Source organism: Phnomibacter ginsenosidimutans (assembly GCF_009740285.1).
GTDB lineage: Bacteria > Bacteroidota > Bacteroidia > Chitinophagales > Chitinophagaceae > Phnomibacter > Phnomibacter ginsenosidimutans.
In genome coordinates this window covers 1,578,177-1,599,613 of record NZ_CP046566.1, presented here as the reverse complement: position 1 = coordinate 1,599,613, position 21,437 = coordinate 1,578,177, and the positions used below count along the sequence as shown (strand labels likewise).

Below are 21,437 nucleotides of genomic sequence, written 5' to 3'. Positions count from 1 at the left end.
TTGTTAGTTCCTGGAAGGATAAATTCCCTCCATGCAAATGATAAAGTTCATTGCCAAATAAGGCTGAATATTGGTGTGTGGTTGGCTACCACCAGCAGTGCCTACAGTAATGGCCCCAGAGGTTGCATTCAGTTTAGCGGCTGGTGAAGCATCACCAACAAAGCCATACACATCCAGGCCCGCTCCATCTACCGGAGCAGCAAGTACCAAAGTACCATCGGCCGCAGCTACATGGCTACTGGCGTTGTTGTTAGACACTGGCAATGTTGGAGCAGCTGCTGTAGCTACGTGGTTGTGAAGAGGCATTTGTGTACTTATCAGTGTAACTGATTCTACACCTGCTTGCTGACCCAAAACATAAGAGGAAAGGCCTGGACCTTGACCTGTACCAACAGGTACACGACTTCTGAAATCAGGAAGAGCAAAAGTGGTTTGACCATTGCCACCAAATGTGGTTCCTAGCAGTGAAAACAGAGCTGTGTTTTGCGCAATAGACATTATTTGTCCCTGGCAAAAAGCAAAGCCACGGGGGGCAAAATTACCAGCAAACATTTTGATTACGGCCATCATTTCATCCATAAGAAAGGGGATTTTAAAAGTAAAAATGGGGGGTTAAAAAAGTGTATAATTTTAATTTTCAGATGGTGGGATTAAGGCGCTGTCCAATTTATCATCACCGGGTAAGCATCATGAACTTCATTCGGTGAAGCGTAGCACATGCCCCTGTACTGCAGCATGGGTACACCAAAGTATTGACCATTTTTAAAGTTTTCGCAAATGAGAGAGCCACCGCCTTTGTAGCCATCATTGTGCAATACAAACTCAGGTGGCAGCTGCAAATGAATGCAAGCAGCATATGACCATGCAATGGCCATCATTTCTTCTGCAGGAGCATCGGTGCGTTTACCAATCGTCTCTTTGTTCAACGTATGCCGTTCTGCCAAAGGCACCACTGCAATGTGTCCGGCTTCATGCAACACATCGCCAGGAAACAGCAGTTGTTTCTCATCTATGAAAATCGATCCTTGCTCAATACTAATACCGGGCAAAATCTGCGCCGGATCCAGGGTTTTGAAATGTACGTTGATTCCAAGGCTCTTAATAAACTGTACAGATGCTTCAAATGCCTTATTAGGGTACGACATTGTGAAACTTTCTACGGTTTGAGGTTCGAAAGATGTAACTATTCCCCAATACCTCAAAATATTTATCTGCACAAAAAAAAACGACTGTCATTCGCATACGAAAGATGGGCACTTATCAACCTATAAGTGCCCATCACCGATTTTTTTGACTAAAAAATTATTGGAACCCTCCTTTTCCTCTGTACAAACTCAGCTTGCTTTTCAGCTTTACTTCGAGCACTGTCATGTACTCATCTTTTGCAGCAGCAGGTATATCATCTATATATACAATGCCAGGCACATGGCTCCAACTGATTTTGCCTACTACTTTATGTGGCAAAGCGGTGTTGGCTCCTACAACTTTAATGGATGCAATCTCATTGTTCAACCCCTTGATGACGGCTTTGCCTGCTGCATTGTAAGGCATAAATAGGTAAAGCGTTGTAGAGTCTTTGCTCATAGTACTGGGCCCGTAAAAATGCCCGTAAGGCAACCCTGCTCTTGTACCAAAAATGGCTGCAGCATGCTTCTTGTTCCACTTGCCCAATTCTTTCAGCAGGTGTACTTGTTCGTCTGGAATCCAGCCATCTTCTTTGGGGCCAATGTCGAACAACAAGTTGCCGCCATTGCTGATAACATCCGCAAAAATGGCAATGAGCTCATACGGTGTTTTATAGGCGGAATCATCAGGATGGTAGCCCCAGTTTTTATTGCTGGTCATGCAGAGCTCCCACACATCGCCACTGGGGCGGCTTACAGGTATGTGCTGCTCTGGTGTGGCATAATCACCATAGCCTTGCAAGCGGGCATTTACGATGGCTTTGGGATTCTTGTTCAAAATATCCTGCCGGATTTTGGCGGCATTCCATTCTTCGGCACTGTGCTCCCAATCGCCATCAAACCAAATCAAATCAGGATTGAAGTTGGTCATCACTTCATTGATTTGCCCATGGCAAAACTGTAAAAACTGTTGCCAGCGGGCTGGCTGCTCTTTTATTTTATAACGACTACTGTCTTTCAGAAAACCGGGATAATCGTTTCGGCTCCAGTCGATCAATGAAAAATAAGCACCTGCTTTTATGCCTTGCTTACGCAGCGCCTGATAAAAAGGCGTCAGCACATCTCGTTTAGCCGGTGTGCTGTTTACCACATCTAACGTGCTCAGCTTGCTGTCGTACAAAGCCACACCATCATGATGCTTGGTGGTGATGACGCTGTACTGTGCACCACTTTCTTTTATGAGTGCTGCCCATGCTTCGGGGTTGTATTTATTGGCTGTAAATCCTTTCAGCTGCGCCATGTACTCAGGATAGCCAATGAGTTTGTTGTGAAAGCTCCAGCTCTCATCTACCCCGTTTACCGAGTAAATGCCCCAGTGAATGAAGATGCCGAGTTTGGCATCCCGAAACCATTCGAGTTTGGCAGAATCAGGAGTTACCTGTGTGTAACCGGTTACCGAAAACAACAGGGTGAAGGCAGCAATCCATGTACGCATAGCATCATTTTTTTAGCAGCGGAAAAGTACAGCTACCTGTATTGGAAATCACAGGTTATCACTTTTCAGTCATAAATAAATATTCTAATAAAAAAGCGGCTGCTCCTTTCGGAACAGCCGCTGTATGATGCAACAATGTGCCTATTTATTTCACTTCTTCAAACTGTGCGTCTTCTACGGTATCGCTTTTGGCACCACCCTGCTGTGCACCTGCATCAGCACCGGGTTGGGCTTCTGCACCACCTTGCTGGTTCATGGCATTGTAGATTTCCTGACTGGCAGCTGTCCAAGCTTCGTTGAGCTTGGCAGTACCGGCTTCAATGCGGGCCAGGTCCTGGCTCTTGTGGGCTTCTTTCAGCTCAGCCAGTGCAGCTTCGATAGGTGCTTTCTTATCAGCAGGTACTTTGTCGCCGTATTCCTTCAGTTGCTTTTCTGTCTGGAAAATAAGGCTGTCGGCCTGGTTAATTTTTTCGATGCGCTCCCGTTCAGCCTTGTCGCTTTCTTCGTTGGCCTTGGCTTCGTTCTTCATCTTTTCAATTTCCTCTTTGCTGAGGCCGCTACCCGCTTCGATGTGAATCTTCTGCTCTTTGCCAGTGCCTTTGTCTTTGGCACTTACGTGAATCAGACCGTTAGCATCGATATCAAAAGTCACTTCAATTTGTGGTACACCACGTGGTGCTGGCGGTATGCCATCGAGGTTGAAAATACCGAGGCTCTTGTTGTCGGCAGACTTTACACGTTCGCCCTGCAGCACATGAATTTGTACACCGGGTTGGTTATCGGCAGCCGTGCTGAACACTTCGCTTTTCTTGGTAGGAATGGTGGTGTTGGCAGGAATCAAAGTGGTCATTACACCACCGAGTGTTTCAATACCGAGGCTCAGTGGCGTTACGTCGAGCAGCAGTACATCTTTCACTTCACCGGTGAGTACGGCACCCTGAATAGCGGCACCTACGGCTACTACTTCATCGGGGTTTACACCACGGTTAGGTTTCTTGCCAAAGAACTTTTCTACCAGCTCCTGTACTTTAGGAATACGGGTAGAACCACCCACCAAAATCACTTCGTTGATTTGTGATGCGCTGAGGCCGGCATCTTTCAATGCTTGCTCGCAAGGCTTAAACATGCGGGTAAACAGGTTGTCGGCCAAGGCTTCAAACTTGGCACGGCTCAGCTTCAGCACCAGGTGCTTGGGCACACCGTCTACCGCAGTAATGTAAGGCAGGTTGATTTCTGTTTCGGTAGAAGAGCTCAGCTCAATTTTGGCTTTTTCAGCAGCTTCTTTCAGGCGCTGCAATGCCATGGGGTCTTTGCGCAGGTCAATGCTTTCCTGAGCTTTGAACTCGTCGGCCAACCAGTCCATGATCACTTTATCAAAGTCGTCGCCACCGAGGTGGGTATCACCGTTGGTAGATTTTACTTCGAATACACCGTCGCCCAGTTCCAGTACAGAAATATCAAACGTACCACCACCGAGGTCGAACACGGCAATCATTTGGTCGGCGTGTTTTTTATCGAGACCGTATGCCAAAGCGGCAGCGGTAGGTTCGTTTACAATACGACGCACATTGAGACCGGCAATTTCACCGGCTTCTTTGGTGGCCTGGCGCTGTGCGTCGTTGAAGTAAGCTGGCACGGTAATTACCGCTTCAGTCACTTCCTGACCGAGGTAATCTTCGGCAGTTTTCTTCATCTTCTGCAATACCATGGCGCTGATTTCCTGTGGGGTGTACAGGCGGCCATCGATATCGATACGTACCGTGTTGTTGTCGCCCTTGGCTACTTTGTAGCTCCAGTGGCTGATTTCTTCGCCCACTTCATCAAAGCGGCGGCCCATAAAGCGCTTTACGCTGGTAATGGTATTAACAGGGTTGGTAATGGCCTGACGCTTGGCGGGGTCGCCCACTTTGCGTTCGCCATTTTTCAGAAAGCCCACGATAGACGGTGTCGTCCGACGGCCCTCTTCGTTGGCGATTACCACCGGCTCATTGCCTTCCATTACAGATACGCAACTGTTGGTGGTTCCCAGGTCGATTCCAATAATTTTTCCCATGATTATGTATGATTTAGACTTTACAAATGGATGATGCCTGAGGCATCGCTTACTGATTGTCAATGATTATGCCACGCCCTGCAGGGGTGAAAAAATGACAGAAAAGCAGTCCTGCCACGGCAGAAACGGGACGGAAAGGCGGATGAAACAAGGAGAATCTGTCAGAGAGGTTGACGGGTTGGAAAGTTGACGGGTTGGCAGGTGGAAGGTGCTTCATTGGTGACTATCTTACATTTGAGAACAGGCCAATCACAAACAATTTCCCATTTTTACAGCTTCCAATACTCTCCCATTTGAAACGCATCCTTCCCCACCACTTGCTATTGGCCACAGCTGTATTGCTTGTTATCACCGCTACATTTTTCAGTAGTGCAAACTCCGTCATTGACATTCAAATGCATGACACATATTTCATAATAGCGCATCAACAGCTTGGCTATATCCTTGGAGCTTTTTGTTTGATGTTGTGGGTCGTTTACCTGCTAGCCAACCGCCTTCTTTTCTCAAAACTGCTGCAATGGATTCACCTAGTCCTTACGATTGTACCCTGCTGTTTGCTAGGCCTTGCTTTGATTTTGGATGTCTCAAACTCTTCAACAGTCAACCCAACAAATACAAATGGCAACATTGCGTGGAATAACATGGAGCAATATGCCGATGCTTTTGCTGCATTCATCTTTCTGCTATTGCTGGCACAAGTACTCTTGCTAATCCATTTATTGTTGGGCCTTATCAGAAAGTTCATACGACGATGAAATAATGCTTCTAATCATGCTGGCTCATCATTACAGCATTTCAACCTGTTAACCTACCAACTTTCCAACCTACAAACCAACCAACTCAGCCAGCTCCACCCTACTTTTGCGCCGCATGCCCCTCAAGGATTATTACAAAATACTCGACCTCTCTCCTGGCGCTACCGAAACGGATATCAAGAAAAGTTTTCGCCGGCTGGCGTTGCGCTACCATCCCGATGTAAACCAGGGCAATAAGTACGCCGAAGCATGGTTTCGGGAGCTGCAGGAAGCCTACGACACCCTGACGGATGCTGCCAAAAAAGATGCCTACCTGCAAGACCGCTGGCTGCTGCAAAGCCAGGGCAAAAACATGGCCCGGCCAGTGCCGCTTACACCCGACACCATTGTGGCAGAAGCACGGGAACTGGCCAACCGGGTAGCCGACCTCGATCGTTTTCGCATGGACCACCAGCAGCTGGCGCAAAGCCTGCTGCAATTGCTGGACGATGAACGGCTGGATTTGCTCCGCAGTTTTAATGCTGCTCAAGAAGCACAAAACATCGGGCAATTGTTGCTCAACAGTTCGTCACCGGTTGATTATCCGTTGCTGCAGCCTTTTTACCAACGCATGCAATTGCTGGCCAATATTACTCCGGCATTGCAACCGCTGATTGCCAGTAACCGCAACCGCCGCCGCCAGCAATACTTTTGGGAACGAAATCAATGGTGGATTTTGCTGCTGCTAACTGTAGGACTGTGTGCAGGCATTGCATTAATGCAATAAATGTTTCATACACAGCAGCAGCAATATTATGGCCGAAAAAGATGCCATGAAAACGAGTAGTTAAAGGGATTGCGACGCAACAGGCGATGCCAAGATATTCAACTGCTGGTATCCAAAAAAATTCGCTGATACATTTTGCGTAAAAGAAATGATGATTGGTTGCAGCCCCCTGCTGTAACTGATTATTTTGCATTCAATCAACGTTATCATGACCAAAGACGTAGACGTATTTTTTGCCGAAGGCTGTGGCCGATGCGCATTGGGCGGCACGCCTGATTGCAGAGTGCATACATGGCAGCAACCGTTGCAATTGTTGCGCCAGTTGCTGCTCGACTGCGGCCTTACCGAAACCTGCAAATGGGGCGTGCCCTGCTACATGCACGGCAAACAAAACCTGCTGATGCTGTATGCGCTGAAAGACTATTGCGGACTGAGTTTTTTGAATGGTGCATTGCTGGAAGATACCGCACAACTGCTGACCAAACAGGGCGACAATGTGCAGGCTGGTCGCATCATGCGGTTTACAGATGGGGCGCAGGTAGCCAAATTATCTACTACGATAAAAGCTTATGTGTTTGAAGCCATGGCGGCTGTGGATGCGGGCATCAAACCCGTGCTGAAAAAAACAGCCGAACCTGTACCGGAAGAATGGCAACAACTGCTGCAGGAATGGCCCGATGTGGCGAAAGCTTTTGCTGCATTAACGCCGGGCCGGCAGCGGGGTTATCTGCTGCATTTCAACAGCGCCAAACAATCGGCTACCCGCAGAAGCCGCATGGAAAAATGTCTGCCGAAAATATTGGCCGGGCTTGGGTTTCATGATTGATGAGACGCGGATGTATGGGACGCGGATGAAGGCGGATAAAACGGATTTTCGCCGATTGTTTTGGGGTGAGGAATTTGTTTTTGTTTAGCCGCAGATGCACGGATTATTATCTCTCGCAGGCCTCCCGGCCTGTGAGAAAGCGTTACTCGGGTGCAATGAAATGCGAGCCGCAGATTCACAGATTATTTGATGTAATCATCCCCATTTTAATTTGTGAATTCGTGGCCTAAATAAATAACGAGGGGCCGCAGATGCACTGATTATTTACAGCGATTCTCAAATTTTAATCTGTGAATCTGTGGCTATAGCATAACATCCGCTCTCCCAACCCGAAGCAAAAACAGTGCTGCGGCGCAATTCAGTTACCTTCGCGGCTATGCAACTTTCTTCTGATCGACTCGCCGTCATTCTCGAACGATTGTCTATTGCGGCCCTCAACCCCATGCAGGAAGCCAGTCTGGCAGCCTGCCAGCAACACGATGAAGTGGTGCTGCTGTCGAACACCGGCTCTGGTAAAACACTGGCTTTTTTATTGCCGCTATTGCCACAACTACAGCAATCACCTAAAAATAGTACTACACTTATTTTATCGCCCACCCGTGAATTGGCACTGCAAATAGAAGCCGTGTTTAAGAGCATGGGCACCGGCCTGAAAGTGACCTGCTGCTACGGTGGCCACAAAGTGGAGATAGAAGAAAACAGTTTGAAACAAGCCCCTGCCCTGCTCATTGGTACCGCCGGTCGCATAGCCGATCACATTCGCCGCGGCAATTTGCAAACGCAACACATTACTACACTGGTGATTGATGAGTTTGACAAATCGGTAGAGTTGGGCTTTGAAGAAACCATGGCTTTCATTGTGGGTGAACTGCCTGCACTGCGCAAAAAAATACTCGCCTCGGCCACCAATATTGAGCCACTGCCCGCCTTTTTACACATGCAGCAACCGCAAGTGCTCAACTTTGTAAATGACGCAGAACTGCCGCAGGAAAAATTAGCATTGCAAGTATTGCATTGCAAAGAGAAAGACAAGATTGACAGTTTGTTTCGCCTCATTTGCCACCTGGGTAACCGCAGTACAATTGTGTTTTGCAATCACCGCGAAGCGGTAGAACGTACCGCACAACTGCTGAAAGAAAAAGACATCCTCAATGTGTTTTACCATGGATCAATGGAACAACGCGACAGAGAAACGGCGTTGTGCAAATTCAGCAATGGAACGGTAAACGTATTGGTGACAACCGACCTGGCTTCCCGTGGTCTCGACATTGACAATATCCGCTACATCGTGCATTACCATTTGCCACATACCGAAGCCAGCTTTACGCACCGCAATGGCCGCACTGCCCGTATGGATGCCAGTGGCACCGTCATCATGATGCTGGGCCCCGATGAAAAAATGCCAGCCTATGTAACCACCACCCACAGCCATATTGAATTGCCTGCTACGGCAGAAATTCCGGAGAAACCAAAATGGACAACGCTGTTTATTGCTGCCGGTAAAAAGACAAAGTAAACAAGGTAGACGTGGTAGGCTTGCTGACACAAAAAGGCCAACTGAAACCGGAAGACATTGGCCTGATAACGGTGAAAGATTTTTACACTTTTGTAGCCATCCGCAAGTCGAAAGCCAGCCATTGCCTTACCCTTGTTCAGCAACAAAAAATAAAAGGCATCAAAGCAAAAATTGCCATCGCCAAATAAGCCGCATGAACTTTTTTACCGCAAAAGGATTGGTGACGATTACCTGTCACAAACGCATTGCTCCTTACCTGGAGCAGGAAGTGAAAGCACTGGGTTTTACTGTGGAAGAAACCTTCATCACCGGTGTAAAACTGCAGGCCAGCATCAATGAATGCATCCGGCTCAACCTCAACCTGCGTTGTGCCAGCCAGGTGCTGTATCAACTGAAAAGTTTTACCGCCGATAGTGCCGATGATATTTACCATGCACTCAAAGATTTTCCGTGGGAAAAAGTGCTGCCGCCCAATGGTTATTTTTCGGTGACCAGCAACGTGCAACATCCCAGCATCAACAACAGCATGTTTGCCAACCTGCGGGTAAAAGATGCCATTGTAGACCGCATTCGTAATTTGACAGGCAACCGGCCTTCGAGTGGCGCTGCACTCACCGGCACTGTCATTCATTTGTTTTGGAAAAATGAAGAAGCTGCGGTGTTCATTGATGCCAGCGGCGATAGTTTGGCCCGTCATGGCTATAGAAAAATTCCTGGCCTTGCACCCATGCTCGAAGGCTTGGCAGCAGCTACCATTTTGGCGACGCAGTGGGATCGGCAATCGCCCTTCATCAACCCCATGTGTGGCTCTGGCACACTGGCCATTGAAGCAGCATTGATAGCTACCAACAGAAGGCCCGGCCTGTTTCGTAACAGTTTTGCCTTTATGCACTTACAGGGCTACGATGATGCCGTGTATTTGCAGGAAGATGCCCTGCTGGAAGAACAGATTGTTGATGTGCCCGGCCTACGCATCATAGCCAGCGACAACAACCCCAAGGCCATTGAAAATGCCCGCAAAAATGCAGTGGCAGCCGGTGTGGCTCACCTCATTGAATTTGTACTCTGTGACTTTGCGGCAACACCTGTGCCTGCCGATGGCAAGGGCGTGATGATGATGAACCCCGAATACGGCGAACGATTGGGAGAAGCAGCTGCACTCGAAGCCACATACAGCCGCATCGGCGATTTTATGAAACAGCAATGTGGCGGTTATTGGGGCTATATTTTTACCGGCAATATGGAACTGGCCAAAAAGATTGGCCTCAAAGCCAAACGCCGCATTGAGTTTTACAACAGCACCATCGACTGTCGGCTGCTGGAGTATGAACTGTACGCCGGTAGCCGCAGAACACCTCAAGAAAGCTGACCAACATCAGGGTTTACAGGCCGCAGTTGCCATTCATTTACAAATGAATGCTGTTAGCCATTTTCACAATACGGCAACAACCCTGTTTGTTACATTTGGTTGGTAGTGAATAATTGTATGCGCCATTTTCTTTTGATATGTGTGTTACTGAGCTGGGGCTGGTTTAGCCTGCAGCAAGGTAGTATTGTGCTGCAAACAGAAAGCATGAGTGCAACTGCCAACATGGAGCAGTGTGAAAGTGAGGAAGAAGAACATTGCCCCATGCAAAGCAAAAAGCCTTTGTGCTGTAGCGAAGAAGGCTGCGCCAGAACCAACTGCACTGCGCAGTGGGGCATTTGGCTGCAGCAATGGCAAACTGACGACAACGAACTCATCCATGCTGTTTTCAGCACCACCACTATCCTGCAAGGTCGTTACCTCGCATGGAGTCCGAATCCCAATATTGATGTAGCCACACAACCTCCCGATTGCTAAAAACACACCACGCACAACACACGTTTCTACATCATTTCAAAAAAAGAATCTCATGAAAAAAATAACCATCCTCGCTACAGCATTGATGCTGACTACTGCTCTTGCATTTGCTTTCCAAACAAAACCTGCCGCACAAGAAAAGCCCGCCGCTGAAAAATGCGAAAAAGGCTGCTGCAAAGGCAAAGAAGGCGAAAAGAAAGAATGCAGTAAAGACGAGAAAGATGCCAAGGGTTGCTGCGAAAAAGGCGACAAGGGCAAGAAAGGAAAGAAAGGCAGCAAGGCTTAATGCTTGGCTTGCATTTTTATACAACAGCGCCGGGGCCATTGCTCCGGCGTTTTGTTTATTTATCCGTTCTACTTACAACTGAATGTCCGACTTATTACATGGCAATGTCATAAGCCACTGACAACTGTGCTGCAATTTTTTCTTTTACAGTTTCAGCTGCAAATGAATGACGAATGGCTTCGAGGTTGCAGCGTTTGAATTGTGCCAATGTCCATTGAAAATAGTGCTGCAAGATGTCGTATTCTTTTGCCAGCGTAGTATCAGAAATGGTACGGGCATCGGTATTAATGCTCATGCTGATGCCCGCATCATAAATGCGGTTGGCAGGATGATTCTCTATCACATCAAACACATTTACTTGGATGTTGCTAGTAGGACAAACCTCGAGGTGAATGTCTTGGTCCCGTAAATATTGCATCAGTTTTGGGTCTTCAATACAGCGTACGCCATGCCCAATGCGGGTTGGATGAAAATGCTGCAAGGTTTCCCACATGCTGTCGGCCCCACGGGCTTCACCGGCATGGGCCGTGCAGGGTATGCCTTTTTCTTTGGCATAGGCAAAGGCTTTGATATGGGCATCAATCGGGAAACCTGCTTCATCGGCGGCAATATCAAAAGCCACAATTCTTGTGCCCTTGAATTGCTCCACCAGCTGCACTGTCTCCATGCTTTGTGCTTCGTTGTAATGGCGTAGTGTAGCACAAATGATGTTGGCTTCAACACCGTAAGTAGCGACTCCTTCTTCTGCCGCATCAGCTACCGCTTGCACCACTTCAACAGGCGTTAGTCCGCCCATGGTGTGCAGCAATGGTGCAAAACGAATTTCGGCATACCACACATTGTCTGCCTGCAGTTGTTTAAACAAATCCAGTGTCACCAACCGCAGTTGCTCTTTGGTTTGCATCAGTTCAAAGCCTTTGATGGCCCGGGTGATGTAATCGGCCAGATCAGTACACTTGGCAGGTGCAACAAACGAAGCCCGATAGTCTTCATAAGTAATGGCCGGATTGAGTTGTTGCACCACTTCATAGCTCAATGAGCAGTCGAGGTGTAAATGCAATTCTACTTTAGGAAGAGAAGCAATATTCATGTGTAGAGGCTTTGAACATTCAACAAGATGCAAAAAAGAAAATCGACAATAGGCCTACCAGAAAAATGCTACCAAAGAGCAGCAGTTTTTTTCGCCATTGAAAACGACGCAATTCTTCATCACTTGAAAACTCCGGCATATTGTTCGTATTGATGCTGACGTTTTTTTAACCAAGAAAAAGCAACGGCACAAGCGATGCACACCACAATGAGTACAGCCCACAACAAACTGTAGCCGCCAAGCTGCGCCAGCCATGCACCAGTAGCAGGTCCTACTACCTGTGCCACACTCCAGCTGAGGGTGTAGCCTGCAGCATATTGGCCACGGTTCCAGGCATTGCTGCGCTGCATGATGAGGGTATTCATAAAAGGCATGGCCAGCATTTCGCCCAATGTCATCAGCGTCATGCAGGCGAGTGCCAGTACCAGTGGAGTAATATTGGGCAACAGCAAAATGCCAAAGCCTACAGCGTTGGCCATGCAGCCCATTACAATGTATTGCATGGGTTGACGCTTGCCCTCCCAACGATTTACCAACAGCATTTCAAACAAAGCAATAATTACTCCGTTCATTCCCAGCACCACGCCTATCATCGATTCACCCAGATGCCAGCTTTCTTTCCAATACACCGGCACCAACCTAAACACCAGAAAGAAACAGGTATTAAACAATGCCGTGAGTAAAATAAAGCGAATGAAGAATGCATCCTGCCAGGGCTTTTTTACCACAGCTGGCGACGCTTCTTGTGGTTGTGTGGCCGCCCTTTTTTTGGCCGACGGCAACAACAGCACAATGAGCAAACCCGCTACAATATTGCTACCGCCATCTACAAAAAACAACCAGTGATAATCATACGCAGCAATCAATCCGCCAAGCGAAGCGCCGCTGGCCCAACCAATGTTGATGGCCAACCGGTTGAGCGAATATGAACGGGTAATATTTTCTGGTTTGCTATAGGCTGCAATGGCTGTAAAGTTGGCGGGGCGAAATGCTTCGGCTACAAAACTGAGCACCACCGTGAGCAAACACAACTGCGAATAGTCTTGCACAAATGCAAAGCCGATAAACAACAGCCCACTCACAATACTGGTAAAAATTTGTACCGGCCGAAAGCCGATTTTATCGACCATAAAACCACCTGCTGAGGCACCCAACACCGAACCCACTCCAAATAAGGTAATGATAAGACCGGCATCGGCCAGGCTGCGGTGCATGCTTTGGGTAACGTACATGCTCATGAACGGCACCGCCATGGTACCGGCACGGTTAATCATCATGACCAAGCTCAGCAGCCAGGTTTCTTTGGCCAGTCCGGTAAATGACTGTCGATAGCTATGTACAATTTTTGCCAGCATACAATAGGTTGCGAAGTAAAAAGGGATTAGCACAACGGCCAACGCAACCGTATGAATTGTGTATAAACAAATGCCTCCGGGTTAGTACAAATGTTTGTTCTCCATTTGCTGCCATGTTTTAAACGCAATGTCCTGATTGGGCACCCGCAGCGCAATAAACGGAATACGCCGCTCTGCTTTGGGCAAATTGATTTCGTCGTAAATGAACTGATCGTCGAAGCCAACTGCAGCAGCATCTGCCGGCTCATTGGCATAATACACTTTATCGGGCCGGGCCCAGTAAATGGCACCGAGGCACATGGGGCAAGGTTCGCAGCTGCAATACATTTCACAACCATCCAACTGAAAGCTAGCCAGCGCTGCACAAGCCTTGCGAATGGCCACCACTTCGGCATGGGCCGTGGGGTCGTTGCTGCAGAGCACTTCGTTGTGAGCACGGGCTATCACTTCATCGCCTTTTACTATGATGCAGCCAAATGGCCCACCATGACCTGCATGTAATCCCAACGTACTTTCTTCAATTGCCAGTTGCATGAAATGCTTTTCCCGATCTGTAATCATACCACAAATTAATACAATTGCCGTCTTCACATCATGCTGCTGTGCCGAAGGCCGTGGTGTGCCTACAAAACCACATATTTGCTTTTTCCTTTTACTATGAAAAAACTTTACTTCATGCTGCTCGTTTGTCTGTTGCAGCTATTTGTAGCCCAAGCGCAGCAATTGGATTATGTGGTGAGCATGCCCAATGCAGCGCATCACGAAGCCAACATTGAATTGACCGTTACCCATGCGCCGGCACAGCCACTCACTTTTCGTATGAGCCGCTCCTCGCCGGGCCGCTATGCCACCCATGAGTTTGGAAAAAACGTGTACAACGTATTTGCCAGCAATGAAAAAGGACAACCACTCCCTTGCATTAAAACCGATGCAGATGTATACGTGGTTGAAAAACACAATGGCACCGTAACATTGAACTACACTTTGTTTGCCAACCATGCCGATGGCACCTATGCATCGGTTGACCCAACAGGTTTGCACCTGAACATGCCTGCCAGTTTTATGTGGGTAAAAGGATTGGAACAAGCACCCATCAGCATTCGCTTTGTACTACCCGACAGCAACTGGACAGTAGCGACACAACTGCATCCCACCAAAGACCGTTACACTTTTACTGCGCCCCACCTGCAGTACTTTATGGATGCACCTACCAAGGCTGGAGCCATTCGCTACCGCAGCTGGCAGCAGTCCATTGGCAACCAACCTGCACAAACCATTCGCATTGCATTTGATACCGATGCCAGCGATGCCGCCATTGATGCATTTACTACATCAGTGAAAAAAATTGTAACAGAAGCCGGCGCTGTGTTTGGCGCCTATCCAAGGTTTGACAATGGCACCTACACGTTTTTAGCCAGCATGCATCCTTGGGCCCAAGGCGATGGCATGGAACATCGTAACTCCACCATGATTTCGATGCCCACACGTGGCGATAACATTCAATTTGCACTGGGTACATTTTCACATGAGTTCTTTCATGCCTGGAATGTAGAACGCATTCGACCTGCAACGTTGGAGCCTTTCAATTTTGAAAAAAGCAACATGAGTGATGGCTTGTGGTTAGCAGAAGGCTTTACGCAGTACTATGGTGAATTGCTCGAAGTACGCAGCGGATTGATGCAAGAAAAAGATTGGCTGCAAAGCATGAACAGCCTCATCAATACCAAACAAAACAGACCCGGCGGCAAATATCATTCGGTGATACAAAACAGTGAGTATGCTGTGTTTACAGATGCAGGAACGGCCATTGATAAAACCAATTTCAACAATACATTCAGCAGCTACTATGTAACTGGAGCTGCAACTGCCCTCGCATTGGATCTCACATTACGCAGCCGGTTCAACACTTCATTGGATGCATACATGCAACTGCTGTGGCAGACACATGGCCAACCAGAAAAACCTTACAGCATGGCCGATTTGGAAAAAGCACTGGCCACGCTTACCAAGGATGCAACCTTTGCGCAACAGTTTTTTGCGCAGTATGTGGCCGGTACCAAACTTGTTGATTATGCTTCGTTGGTAAAAGCGGCTGGCTGGCAACTGCAATTGAAAGAATCCGGCAAGGCCTGGGCCGGCAACCAACTCAGAGAGCAAGAGGGCAAACTGCTGATTGCATCACCCACCTTACGGGGCACACCACTGTATGATGCTGGTTTGGATGCAGGCGATGAGCTCATCAGCGCCGATGATGTACCAATGAAACAAATGAGCCATTGGGTGCAATTGCTGCAAAGCAAAAAGCCCGGCGATTCATTGACAATGCACTATCGCCACCGGGGTCGTGATATGCATACCACTTTGGTATTGGCAGAAAATCCGGAGTGGCAACTGTCCGAAAATCCAACCGCAAATGCTGCCAGCAAAACTTTTCGCAGCGAATGGTTGGGTAGCAAAGCCAATCAATAGGAATAACTGTAACAAATGCAATAGGCGAATTCACATTCGCCTATTTTTATAGCTACGAAAGACTTGCTTGTATGGAAACCTATGGTAAAGTATTGCTGATTGCGATGCCTGCTTTTTTGGTATTGGTATTGTTTGAAAAATGGTACGGCTGGCGCAAAGGCTTTGATACGGTCAACAATATGGATATGATTTCGAGCCTCAGCTCGGGCATTACCAATGTAACCAAAGACGTACTGGGGCTGAGTGTTGGCATTCTTACCTACGCTTATCTGGTGAAGCATGTGGCCATCTTTCACATCAGTAATCATGTGCTTACGTACATCATTGGTTTTATCGTCATCGATTTTCAGGCATATTGGGTGCATCGCTGGAATCACAAAATCAACATCCTCTGGAACCACCACATCATTCACCACAGCAGCGAAGAATTTAATCTGGCTTGTGCCCTGCGGCAAAGCATTTCGGTGTTTGTGAACTTCTTTGCGTTTTTGCTATTACCAGCGGCGCTGCTCGGTGTGCCCACCGAAGTATTGGCTGTGATTGCCCCCTTGCATTTGTTTGCCCAGTTTTGGTACCATACACGCCATATTGGTAAAATGGGTTGGGTAGAAAAAGTATTGGTAACCCCCAGCCACCACCGGGTACATCATGCCATCAATCCAGAGTATCTCGATAAAAATTTAGCCGCCATTTTTATCTGGTGGGACAAATGGTTTGGTACTTTTCAAGAAGAGCTGGATGATGTGCCTCCTGTGTACGGCATCACCCGCCCGGCAGCCACCTGGAATCCTATCAAAATCAACTTTCAACATTTGTGGCTGCTCATGAAAGATGCGTGGCGCACCCGCAATTGGTGGGATAAATTGCGCATCTGGTTTATGCCTACTGGCTGGCGTCCACAAGATGTGGAGCAACAATATCCAGTGTTTAAAATTGAGGATGTGTACCACTTTGAAAAATACCAGCCACCGCATCATGCATGGCTGCCGGCATGGAGTTGGGTACAGCTAACATTTATGTTGTGCATCATCAGTTTTTTCTTTGGCAATATTGCTGCCATTGGTGCGCCCAACATGTTTGTGTACGGTGCTTTCATTTTTTTAAGTGTATATGCTTACACAGAGCTGATGGATCAAAATAAAAATGCAGTGCTGTGGGAAGCGTTGAAAAATGCGCTGGCCATTGGCTGGATTATCTACACCGGCGATTGGTTTGGCATGGGCAGTTGGCAAAGCTGGACCATACCGGTGCTCATTGCCTATTGCATTGTATCAACTGTTGTGGTGGCATGGTTTTGCTGGCAAATAAAGCCAATGCAACACAAGCCCGTGCTGGCAAAAGCATGATGCTGCAAGGCATTTGTGATATGCTATTTTTTGTGGGCAGATGGTAAAGGCTGTTTAGCTGATGTTTCAGTATGGTGGAATTCTTTCAATCATTTATTCAAATGAGGGGTACTGTGTGCAACAGCCCGCTGCTACTGCATACAACCTGTTGTTGATTGCTGACCATGCCAATTATTTTTACAGCATCAAACCAAACACATGGCAATCAGGATATTCATCACAGGCGGCACTTTCGACAAAGAATACGATGAGATTACAGGTCAGTTGTTTTTTAAAGAAACACACCTGCCCGAAATGCTGAAGCTGGGCCGCAGCAAGCTGAATGTAGACATCCGCACCCTGATGATGATAGACAGCCTGCAAATGACCCCTACCGACCGTGAACTGATTGCCGAGCAGTGCATTCGTTGCGAACACAACCGCATCATCATTACCCACGGCACCGATACGATGGTAGAAACCGCCGCTGTACTGGCTGGCAAAAACATTAATAAAACCATCGTTATTACTGGTGCTATGATCCCGTACAAGTTTGGCTCCAGCGATGGATTGTTTAACCTCGGTAGTGCCATGGCCTTTGTACAAACCTTACCCAAAGGCGTGTATGTAGCTATGAATGGCCGATGGTTCAATTGGAATAATGTATGGAAGAACCGGCAAACCGGCATTTTTGAAGAACTACCATAATAGTCGGGAAGTCGGAAAAGTCCGGAGTCTGTAGACAGACGACCAAAGTCAACCGCCATACTCTTTGTCTCCTCTCCTTTGGAGAGATTGGGAGAGTTGAAATGACAGAAAGATAGAAAGTCCGAATATTTGTAGCCACTGGTTGCTTTTTCATCATTTTTTCAAAAAAAATTACTACCAGCTGTTGTCGGTGGTCGGTAGTCTGTGGTCCATAATTATCCCCATCTTTGCGGGCTTCGGTCATTTTCAATTGTGTCATGTTGGTTCGGGAATTCAAACAAACGCTACGGTTATCCATTCCGCTCATTGTAAGCAATGTGGCACAGGTAGGTCTCGGCCTCATCGATAGTGCCATGGTGGGTTCTATCAGTTACAAGCAGTTGGCCGCCAGCAGCTTTGTTATCAATGCCATCGGTATTCCGCAGGTTATATGCATCGGCATGACCATTGCCATCACAGCGTTGGTCAGTATTGCACGTGGGCAAAACGATACAGTGGCAGCCAGCAGCTTTTTATACAACGGCGTTTTTCTCAGCACGTTGGTCAGCATCATCATAGCCAGTATTTGTACCATTGCCTCGCCACTGCTTTGGCACATGGGCCAGGAACCCGAAGTAGTCGCCCTAGCAGCACCCTATTTCAAGGTGATGATTTGGAGCCTGGTGCCCATGACTTTTTTCCTGAGCATGAAACAATTTAGCGATGCGCTGGAAATGACCCGCATCGGCATGTTTCTATCATTCATGAGTTTGCCCTTGAATGCGCTGCTCAACTGGCTGTTCATTTTTGGCAACCTCGGCCTGCCCCGCATGGAACTGTTGGGTGCCGGGGTAGGCACACTGCTTACCCGTGTAGTGGAGGCTATTGTGATGTTGTACATCATTTTCAACAGCAAGGCATTTACCAAATATGTTGCTGTAAAAAAGAAGCTTGGAAAATACAACGCAAACGTATTGCTGAACTGCTACACATTGGCATTCCCAGTGGCCTGCAGTTGGTAATGGAAGCAGGTGCCTTTAGTGTGAGCGGCATCATGGTTGGTTGGCTTGGTGCCACGGCACAAGCGGCGCACCAAATTGCACTGAACTGTGCCAGCACAACGTTTATGGCAGTGCTGGGCCTTAGCATGGGCAGCAGCATCCGCACGGCACATGCGTATGGCAGTAATGATGTACCAAGGCTCAAACGCATTGGCGTAAGCACCATCGCTGGCGGTTTAATTTATGGCGTGGTCACGGGTTTGTTGTTCATCTTGTTCCGCTATCAATTACCCTATTTATTCAACTCAGAAGCGGCGGTTGTAACGCTGTCGGCGCAACTGTTATTGGTAGCGGCTTTATTTCAGGTAAGTGATAGCCTGCAAGCTATTGGTGCCGGCCTTTGCCGGGGTATTAAGGATGTAAAAGTGCCAACTATACTGGTGGCAGTAGCCTATTGGGTCATCGGCATTCCGGTTGGCTATTGGCTCGCATTTGAACAAGGTTGGGGAGCCAGTGGTATTTGGTGGGGTTTTGTAGTGGGCTTAAGCATGGCTGCGCTATTTTTGAACCGCCGATTTTTGCGAATGGTTTCAAAGAAAGTTGTCTGACAATTACGTTCCTGCATGTATTACATTCCGCTACAACAACCGCTTGATCCCGCCTTTATGGACGGACTACTCGAACTGGGTTGGTACAGAATGTCGCAGTCTGTATTTACAACACCTTATATCTATTTATCGGAAACAGAAGTGTATGAAGCTTTGTGGGCCCGCATAGTCTTAAGCAAATGGCAGCCCTCTGGAACACATCTGCAATTGCAAAAACGCAATGCCCGGTTTAACCTTCGTGTATCGCCTTTTCGGCTGGATGATGAAATTGAATACCTCTACCGGTTATACAGGCAATCCATCGATTTTGAAGTAAGCAATAACGTCAAATCCTATTTGCTGGATCGAGCAGTCAGCCAACTTTTTTCCTACAAAAACGTGGACTTTGTATGATGGGAACGAATTAATTGGAGTTAGTTATTTTGATGAAGGCGTTTTATCAAATGCAGGTATCCTCACTTTCTTTCATCCCAACTATCGTAAATACAGCCCCGGTTTGTATTTGTACCTGGAGAGTGTACGGCTGGCAAAACAACAAGGCAAAGAATATTTCTATCCCGGCTACATAGCCATGCAAAATCCCAAGTTTGATTACAAGCTGAAAGCCGGTATTGATGCCATAGAACTCTGGGATATTCAGCAAATGCATTGGTATCCTTACCGCAAAAGCAGACATGCACTTCAAAACACTACCGCAAACAGTGCGATTTAGCCTGCAACCGTTTGCAGAAGGCTTAGCAGTTTAAAATCAAGCATTTAACCTAATCTCCGTTTCACTAATAGCAGTACATATTCTACATCAGCGATTCACTTGTAGTATATCGCCTACAAAATCAGTCATTTAATTGTCATCACGACGTTTATACTGCTCCAAAAATGGTGACGCAACTCACTGCATAGTGCCAAAACCCGTAGCATCTTTGTATCAGTTTAAGGGTTTAGGGTATTAATGATTCCCCCGGTCTTCACCGGGGGTTTCGCTTTTTTGTCACTTACCCAATTTCAATTCTGCCCCTTGAGCCATTGGCTCTAATTGATTACTACACTACAAGAATGTGTTGATTCGTAGAACTATTACGACAAATTGTTGAAAAGTCGCATCAAATACCACCACAATTGTGACTTACGTCATAACCACTCCTGAATGCCTGACGTAGTTTTACATCAGTTTAAGGGTTTAGGGTATTAATAACCCCCTCGGTCTCCACCGAGGGGGTTCGTTTTTATAATATCCACGAAATTTTAATGGCTAAACAAGAACCTATTTCTAATAGTTTTGTCTAAAAACCGTCAATATTTCAACAGTTTGGCTACAATTCATTCAAAGAAATAAAACCATCGATAGATGTTTTGAAAAGTTTTTTTTCAAAGTGTTTCAACTTATTCACATTCCCCCTATCTTTATATCAGTTTAAGGGTTTAGGGTTTTGAAGAGTCCTCCAGTCTCTACTGGGGGGCTCATTCTTTTTAAGGGTATACCTCATGTTCCGGCATAAAAAAACCGCCTCTTACGAAACGGTTTCCATTGACAAATTTTCTGTTCTACTTGGTAGATTTTCTTACAGAGCCCCCGCTGTTTACATCAATACTGCGAATAATGGCATCGCCTTTATAGGTCACAAAACCACCACTATTGGCCTTAGCGGTTATTTCCTTTTTTACAGTTACCTGTGCCCCGCCACCACTATTCACGTTGGCTTGCAGAAAATTAGCTGTAAAATCATACCCTTTGAAAATTCCACCACTATTCGCTTCAATTTCCAACTTTTCGGCATGGCCTGAAATGGCAATTGTACCACCACTATTTTGCTTACAAGTAAGACTGTTGCCTTCAAACTGACCTTTTATGCTGGCACCGCTACTGGCTTTAAGATCGGTAAGCGATGTGTAGCTCACATACACTTTAATGCGCCAGGTCTTGGTCATTTTCCAAAATTTCCAATCGTTTTCGACACCAATCTTCAAAACTCCATCTACAACCTGGGTGATAACCCGCTTATCTACTTCATCTGAGCTGGCACTAACGGCCAATCCGATTTCCTGCCCCTGAGCAATCACTACTTCAATGCCTGAACTAGCTTCTATGGCATGAAAGGGCGATACATTCCGCTTTTTTGCTTGGGTATCCACAAAGGTTTGGGCTGCCGCCGGAATGGAAATAAGCAGCAAGAAATAGGCGATAAGTTGTTTCATCTGTTGATTTTTTGGTGTGAAAATGTAATGGGAAACCTTCCCGCA

23 protein-coding genes are annotated in these 21,437 nt (G+C 47.1%); 15 read left to right on the top strand and 8 right to left on the bottom strand.

What is annotated here, in order from left to right; genetic code table 11:
* Positions 1-3: 3 nt before the first annotated feature.
* From GLV81_RS06870 to dnaK, 4 genes are all read right to left on the bottom strand, one after another.
* A complete protein-coding gene (locus GLV81_RS06870) occupies positions 4-579 on the bottom strand; it encodes a phage tail protein (RefSeq protein ID WP_157478014.1) in 576 nt (191 codons plus the stop codon).
* A gap of 71 nt (positions 580-650) precedes the next feature.
* Positions 651-1,145: a hypothetical protein gene (locus GLV81_RS06865; RefSeq protein ID WP_157478012.1), complete on the bottom strand. Its 495-nt coding sequence runs from the start codon at positions 1,143-1,145 to the stop codon at positions 651-653.
* Between the two features lie 157 nt (positions 1,146-1,302).
* Positions 1,303-2,619 carry an alpha-L-fucosidase gene (locus GLV81_RS06860; protein WP_157478010.1) on the bottom strand — a complete coding sequence of 439 codons (1,317 nt, stop codon included), beginning with the start codon at positions 2,617-2,619 and terminating at the stop codon, positions 1,303-1,305.
* 145 nt (positions 2,620-2,764) lie between these two features.
* Positions 2,765-4,672 carry a molecular chaperone DnaK gene (dnaK, locus tag GLV81_RS06855; RefSeq protein WP_157478008.1) on the bottom strand — a complete coding sequence of 636 codons (1,908 nt, stop codon included), beginning with the start codon at positions 4,670-4,672 and terminating at the stop codon, positions 2,765-2,767.
* Positions 4,673-4,965: 293 nt separating this feature from the next.
* Between dnaK and GLV81_RS06850 the strand changes: the two genes are divergently transcribed.
* The 8 genes from GLV81_RS06850 to GLV81_RS06820 all read left to right on the top strand — a co-directional run bounded on the left by GLV81_RS06850 (position 4,966) and on the right by GLV81_RS06820 (position 10,664).
* The gene (locus GLV81_RS06850; protein ID WP_157478006.1) at positions 4,966-5,427 is read left to right on the top strand and encodes a hypothetical protein; all 462 of its coding nucleotides are present in this window, start codon (positions 4,966-4,968) and stop codon (positions 5,425-5,427) included.
* 115 nt (positions 5,428-5,542) lie between these two features.
* The gene (locus tag GLV81_RS06845) at positions 5,543-6,193 is read left to right on the top strand and encodes a DnaJ domain-containing protein (protein ID WP_157478004.1); all 651 of its coding nucleotides are present in this window, start codon (positions 5,543-5,545) and stop codon (positions 6,191-6,193) included.
* Between the two features lie 208 nt (positions 6,194-6,401).
* Positions 6,402-7,019, top strand: a complete 618-nt coding sequence (locus GLV81_RS06840) for a YdeI/OmpD-associated family protein (RefSeq protein ID WP_157478002.1) — start codon at positions 6,402-6,404, stop codon at positions 7,017-7,019.
* Positions 7,020-7,395: 376 nt separating this feature from the next.
* Entirely contained in the window at positions 7,396-8,535 is a 1,140-nt protein-coding gene (locus GLV81_RS06835; RefSeq protein ID WP_246186302.1) for a DEAD/DEAH box helicase, read from the top strand.
* Positions 8,536-8,546: 11 nt separating this feature from the next.
* The gene (locus tag GLV81_RS20110) at positions 8,547-8,723 is read left to right on the top strand and encodes a DbpA RNA binding domain-containing protein (protein ID WP_246186301.1); all 177 of its coding nucleotides are present in this window, start codon (positions 8,547-8,549) and stop codon (positions 8,721-8,723) included.
* Between the two features lie 5 nt (positions 8,724-8,728).
* Entirely contained in the window at positions 8,729-9,904 is a 1,176-nt protein-coding gene (locus tag GLV81_RS06830) for a THUMP domain-containing class I SAM-dependent RNA methyltransferase (RefSeq protein WP_157478000.1), read from the top strand.
* A 117-nt stretch (positions 9,905-10,021) separates the two neighbouring features.
* Positions 10,022-10,378 (top strand): hypothetical protein, encoded by a 357-nt coding sequence (locus GLV81_RS06825; RefSeq protein WP_197429000.1) that lies wholly within the window; start codon positions 10,022-10,024, stop codon positions 10,376-10,378.
* Between the two features lie 52 nt (positions 10,379-10,430).
* Positions 10,431-10,664 (top strand): hypothetical protein, encoded by a 234-nt coding sequence (locus GLV81_RS06820; RefSeq protein WP_157477996.1) that lies wholly within the window; start codon positions 10,431-10,433, stop codon positions 10,662-10,664.
* Positions 10,665-10,758: 94 nt separating this feature from the next.
* On the opposite strand, the gene add is transcribed toward GLV81_RS06820, so the two are convergent.
* From add to GLV81_RS06805, 3 genes are all read right to left on the bottom strand, one after another.
* Positions 10,759-11,754 carry an adenosine deaminase gene (add, locus tag GLV81_RS06815; protein ID WP_157477994.1) on the bottom strand — a complete coding sequence of 332 codons (996 nt, stop codon included), beginning with the start codon at positions 11,752-11,754 and terminating at the stop codon, positions 10,759-10,761.
* A 119-nt stretch (positions 11,755-11,873) separates the two neighbouring features.
* Positions 11,874-13,109, bottom strand: a complete 1,236-nt coding sequence (locus GLV81_RS06810) for an MDR family MFS transporter (protein ID WP_157477992.1) — start codon at positions 13,107-13,109, stop codon at positions 11,874-11,876.
* A gap of 81 nt (positions 13,110-13,190) precedes the next feature.
* A complete protein-coding gene (locus GLV81_RS06805) occupies positions 13,191-13,670 on the bottom strand; it encodes a nucleoside deaminase (protein ID WP_197428999.1) in 480 nt (159 codons plus the stop codon).
* A 114-nt stretch (positions 13,671-13,784) separates the two neighbouring features.
* Between GLV81_RS06805 and GLV81_RS06800 the strand changes: the two genes are divergently transcribed.
* The 7 genes from GLV81_RS06800 to GLV81_RS06775 all read left to right on the top strand — a co-directional run bounded on the left by GLV81_RS06800 (position 13,785) and on the right by GLV81_RS06775 (position 19,911).
* Complete coding sequence (locus tag GLV81_RS06800; protein WP_246186300.1) at positions 13,785-15,578, top strand: M61 family metallopeptidase; 1,794 nt, start codon at positions 13,785-13,787, stop codon at positions 15,576-15,578.
* A 71-nt stretch (positions 15,579-15,649) separates the two neighbouring features.
* Positions 15,650-16,924, top strand: coding sequence for a sterol desaturase family protein (locus GLV81_RS06795; RefSeq protein ID WP_157477988.1), 1,275 nt, complete (start codon positions 15,650-15,652; stop codon positions 16,922-16,924).
* Between the two features lie 198 nt (positions 16,925-17,122).
* Positions 17,123-17,611, top strand: a complete 489-nt coding sequence (locus tag GLV81_RS06790; RefSeq protein WP_157477986.1) for an asparaginase domain-containing protein — start codon at positions 17,123-17,125, stop codon at positions 17,609-17,611.
* 257 nt (positions 17,612-17,868) lie between these two features.
* On the top strand, positions 17,869-18,612 hold the full coding sequence (locus GLV81_RS20105) for an MATE family efflux transporter (protein WP_246186299.1): 744 nt from the start codon (positions 17,869-17,871) through the stop codon (positions 18,610-18,612).
* Complete coding sequence (locus GLV81_RS20100; RefSeq protein ID WP_246186298.1) at positions 18,612-19,199, top strand: MATE family efflux transporter; 588 nt, start codon at positions 18,612-18,614, stop codon at positions 19,197-19,199. Before GLV81_RS20105 ends, GLV81_RS20100 begins: the two co-directional genes overlap by 1 nt.
* Before the next feature lie 15 nt (positions 19,200-19,214).
* Positions 19,215-19,592 carry a hypothetical protein gene (locus GLV81_RS06780; protein ID WP_157477984.1) on the top strand — a complete coding sequence of 126 codons (378 nt, stop codon included), beginning with the start codon at positions 19,215-19,217 and terminating at the stop codon, positions 19,590-19,592.
* Positions 19,585-19,911, top strand: a complete 327-nt coding sequence (locus GLV81_RS06775) for a GNAT family protein (RefSeq protein ID WP_197428998.1) — start codon at positions 19,585-19,587, stop codon at positions 19,909-19,911. Before GLV81_RS06780 ends, GLV81_RS06775 begins: the two co-directional genes overlap by 8 nt.
* Before the next feature lie 830 nt (positions 19,912-20,741).
* Here the strand turns inward: GLV81_RS06775 and GLV81_RS06770 are convergent.
* A complete protein-coding gene (locus GLV81_RS06770) occupies positions 20,742-21,392 on the bottom strand; it encodes a GIN domain-containing protein (protein WP_157477980.1) in 651 nt (216 codons plus the stop codon).
* Positions 21,393-21,437 lie beyond the last annotated feature (45 nt).

Coding starts and splice junctions, on each gene's coding strand:
- GLV81_RS06870 (WP_157478014.1), bottom strand. CDS start 579: ATGGATGAAATGATGGCCGTAATCAAAATGTTTGCTGGTAATTTTGCC.
- GLV81_RS06865 (WP_157478012.1), bottom strand. CDS start 1,145: ATGTCGTACCCTAATAAGGCATTTGAAGCATCTGTACAGTTTATTAAG.
- GLV81_RS06860 (WP_157478010.1), bottom strand. CDS start 2,619: ATGCGTACATGGATTGCTGCCTTCACCCTGTTGTTTTCGGTAACCGGT.
- dnaK (WP_157478008.1), bottom strand. CDS start 4,672: ATGGGAAAAATTATTGGAATCGACCTGGGAACCACCAACAGTTGCGTA.
- GLV81_RS06845 (WP_157478004.1), top strand. CDS start 5,543: ATGCCCCTCAAGGATTATTACAAAATACTCGACCTCTCTCCTGGCGCT.
- GLV81_RS06840 (WP_157478002.1), top strand. CDS start 6,402: ATGACCAAAGACGTAGACGTATTTTTTGCCGAAGGCTGTGGCCGATGC.
- GLV81_RS06835 (WP_246186302.1), top strand. CDS start 7,396: ATGCAACTTTCTTCTGATCGACTCGCCGTCATTCTCGAACGATTGTCT.
- GLV81_RS06830 (WP_157478000.1), top strand. CDS start 8,729: ATGAACTTTTTTACCGCAAAAGGATTGGTGACGATTACCTGTCACAAA.
- GLV81_RS06825 (WP_197429000.1), top strand. CDS start 10,022: ATGCGCCATTTTCTTTTGATATGTGTGTTACTGAGCTGGGGCTGGTTT.
- GLV81_RS06820 (WP_157477996.1), top strand. CDS start 10,431: ATGAAAAAAATAACCATCCTCGCTACAGCATTGATGCTGACTACTGCT.
- add (WP_157477994.1), bottom strand. CDS start 11,754: ATGAATATTGCTTCTCTTCCTAAAGTAGAATTGCATTTACACCTCGAC.
- GLV81_RS06810 (WP_157477992.1), bottom strand. CDS start 13,109: ATGCTGGCAAAAATTGTACATAGCTATCGACAGTCATTTACCGGACTG.
- GLV81_RS06805 (WP_197428999.1), bottom strand. CDS start 13,670: ATGATTACAGATCGGGAAAAGCATTTCATGCAACTGGCAATTGAAGAA.
- GLV81_RS06800 (WP_246186300.1), top strand. CDS start 13,785: ATGCTGCTCGTTTGTCTGTTGCAGCTATTTGTAGCCCAAGCGCAGCAA.
- GLV81_RS06795 (WP_157477988.1), top strand. CDS start 15,650: ATGGAAACCTATGGTAAAGTATTGCTGATTGCGATGCCTGCTTTTTTG.
- GLV81_RS06790 (WP_157477986.1), top strand. CDS start 17,123: ATGGCAATCAGGATATTCATCACAGGCGGCACTTTCGACAAAGAATAC.
- GLV81_RS20105 (WP_246186299.1), top strand. CDS start 17,869: ATGTTGGTTCGGGAATTCAAACAAACGCTACGGTTATCCATTCCGCTC.
- GLV81_RS20100 (WP_246186298.1), top strand. CDS start 18,612: ATGGAAGCAGGTGCCTTTAGTGTGAGCGGCATCATGGTTGGTTGGCTT.
- GLV81_RS06780 (WP_157477984.1), top strand. CDS start 19,215: ATGTATTACATTCCGCTACAACAACCGCTTGATCCCGCCTTTATGGAC.
- GLV81_RS06770 (WP_157477980.1), bottom strand. CDS start 21,392: ATGAAACAACTTATCGCCTATTTCTTGCTGCTTATTTCCATTCCGGCG.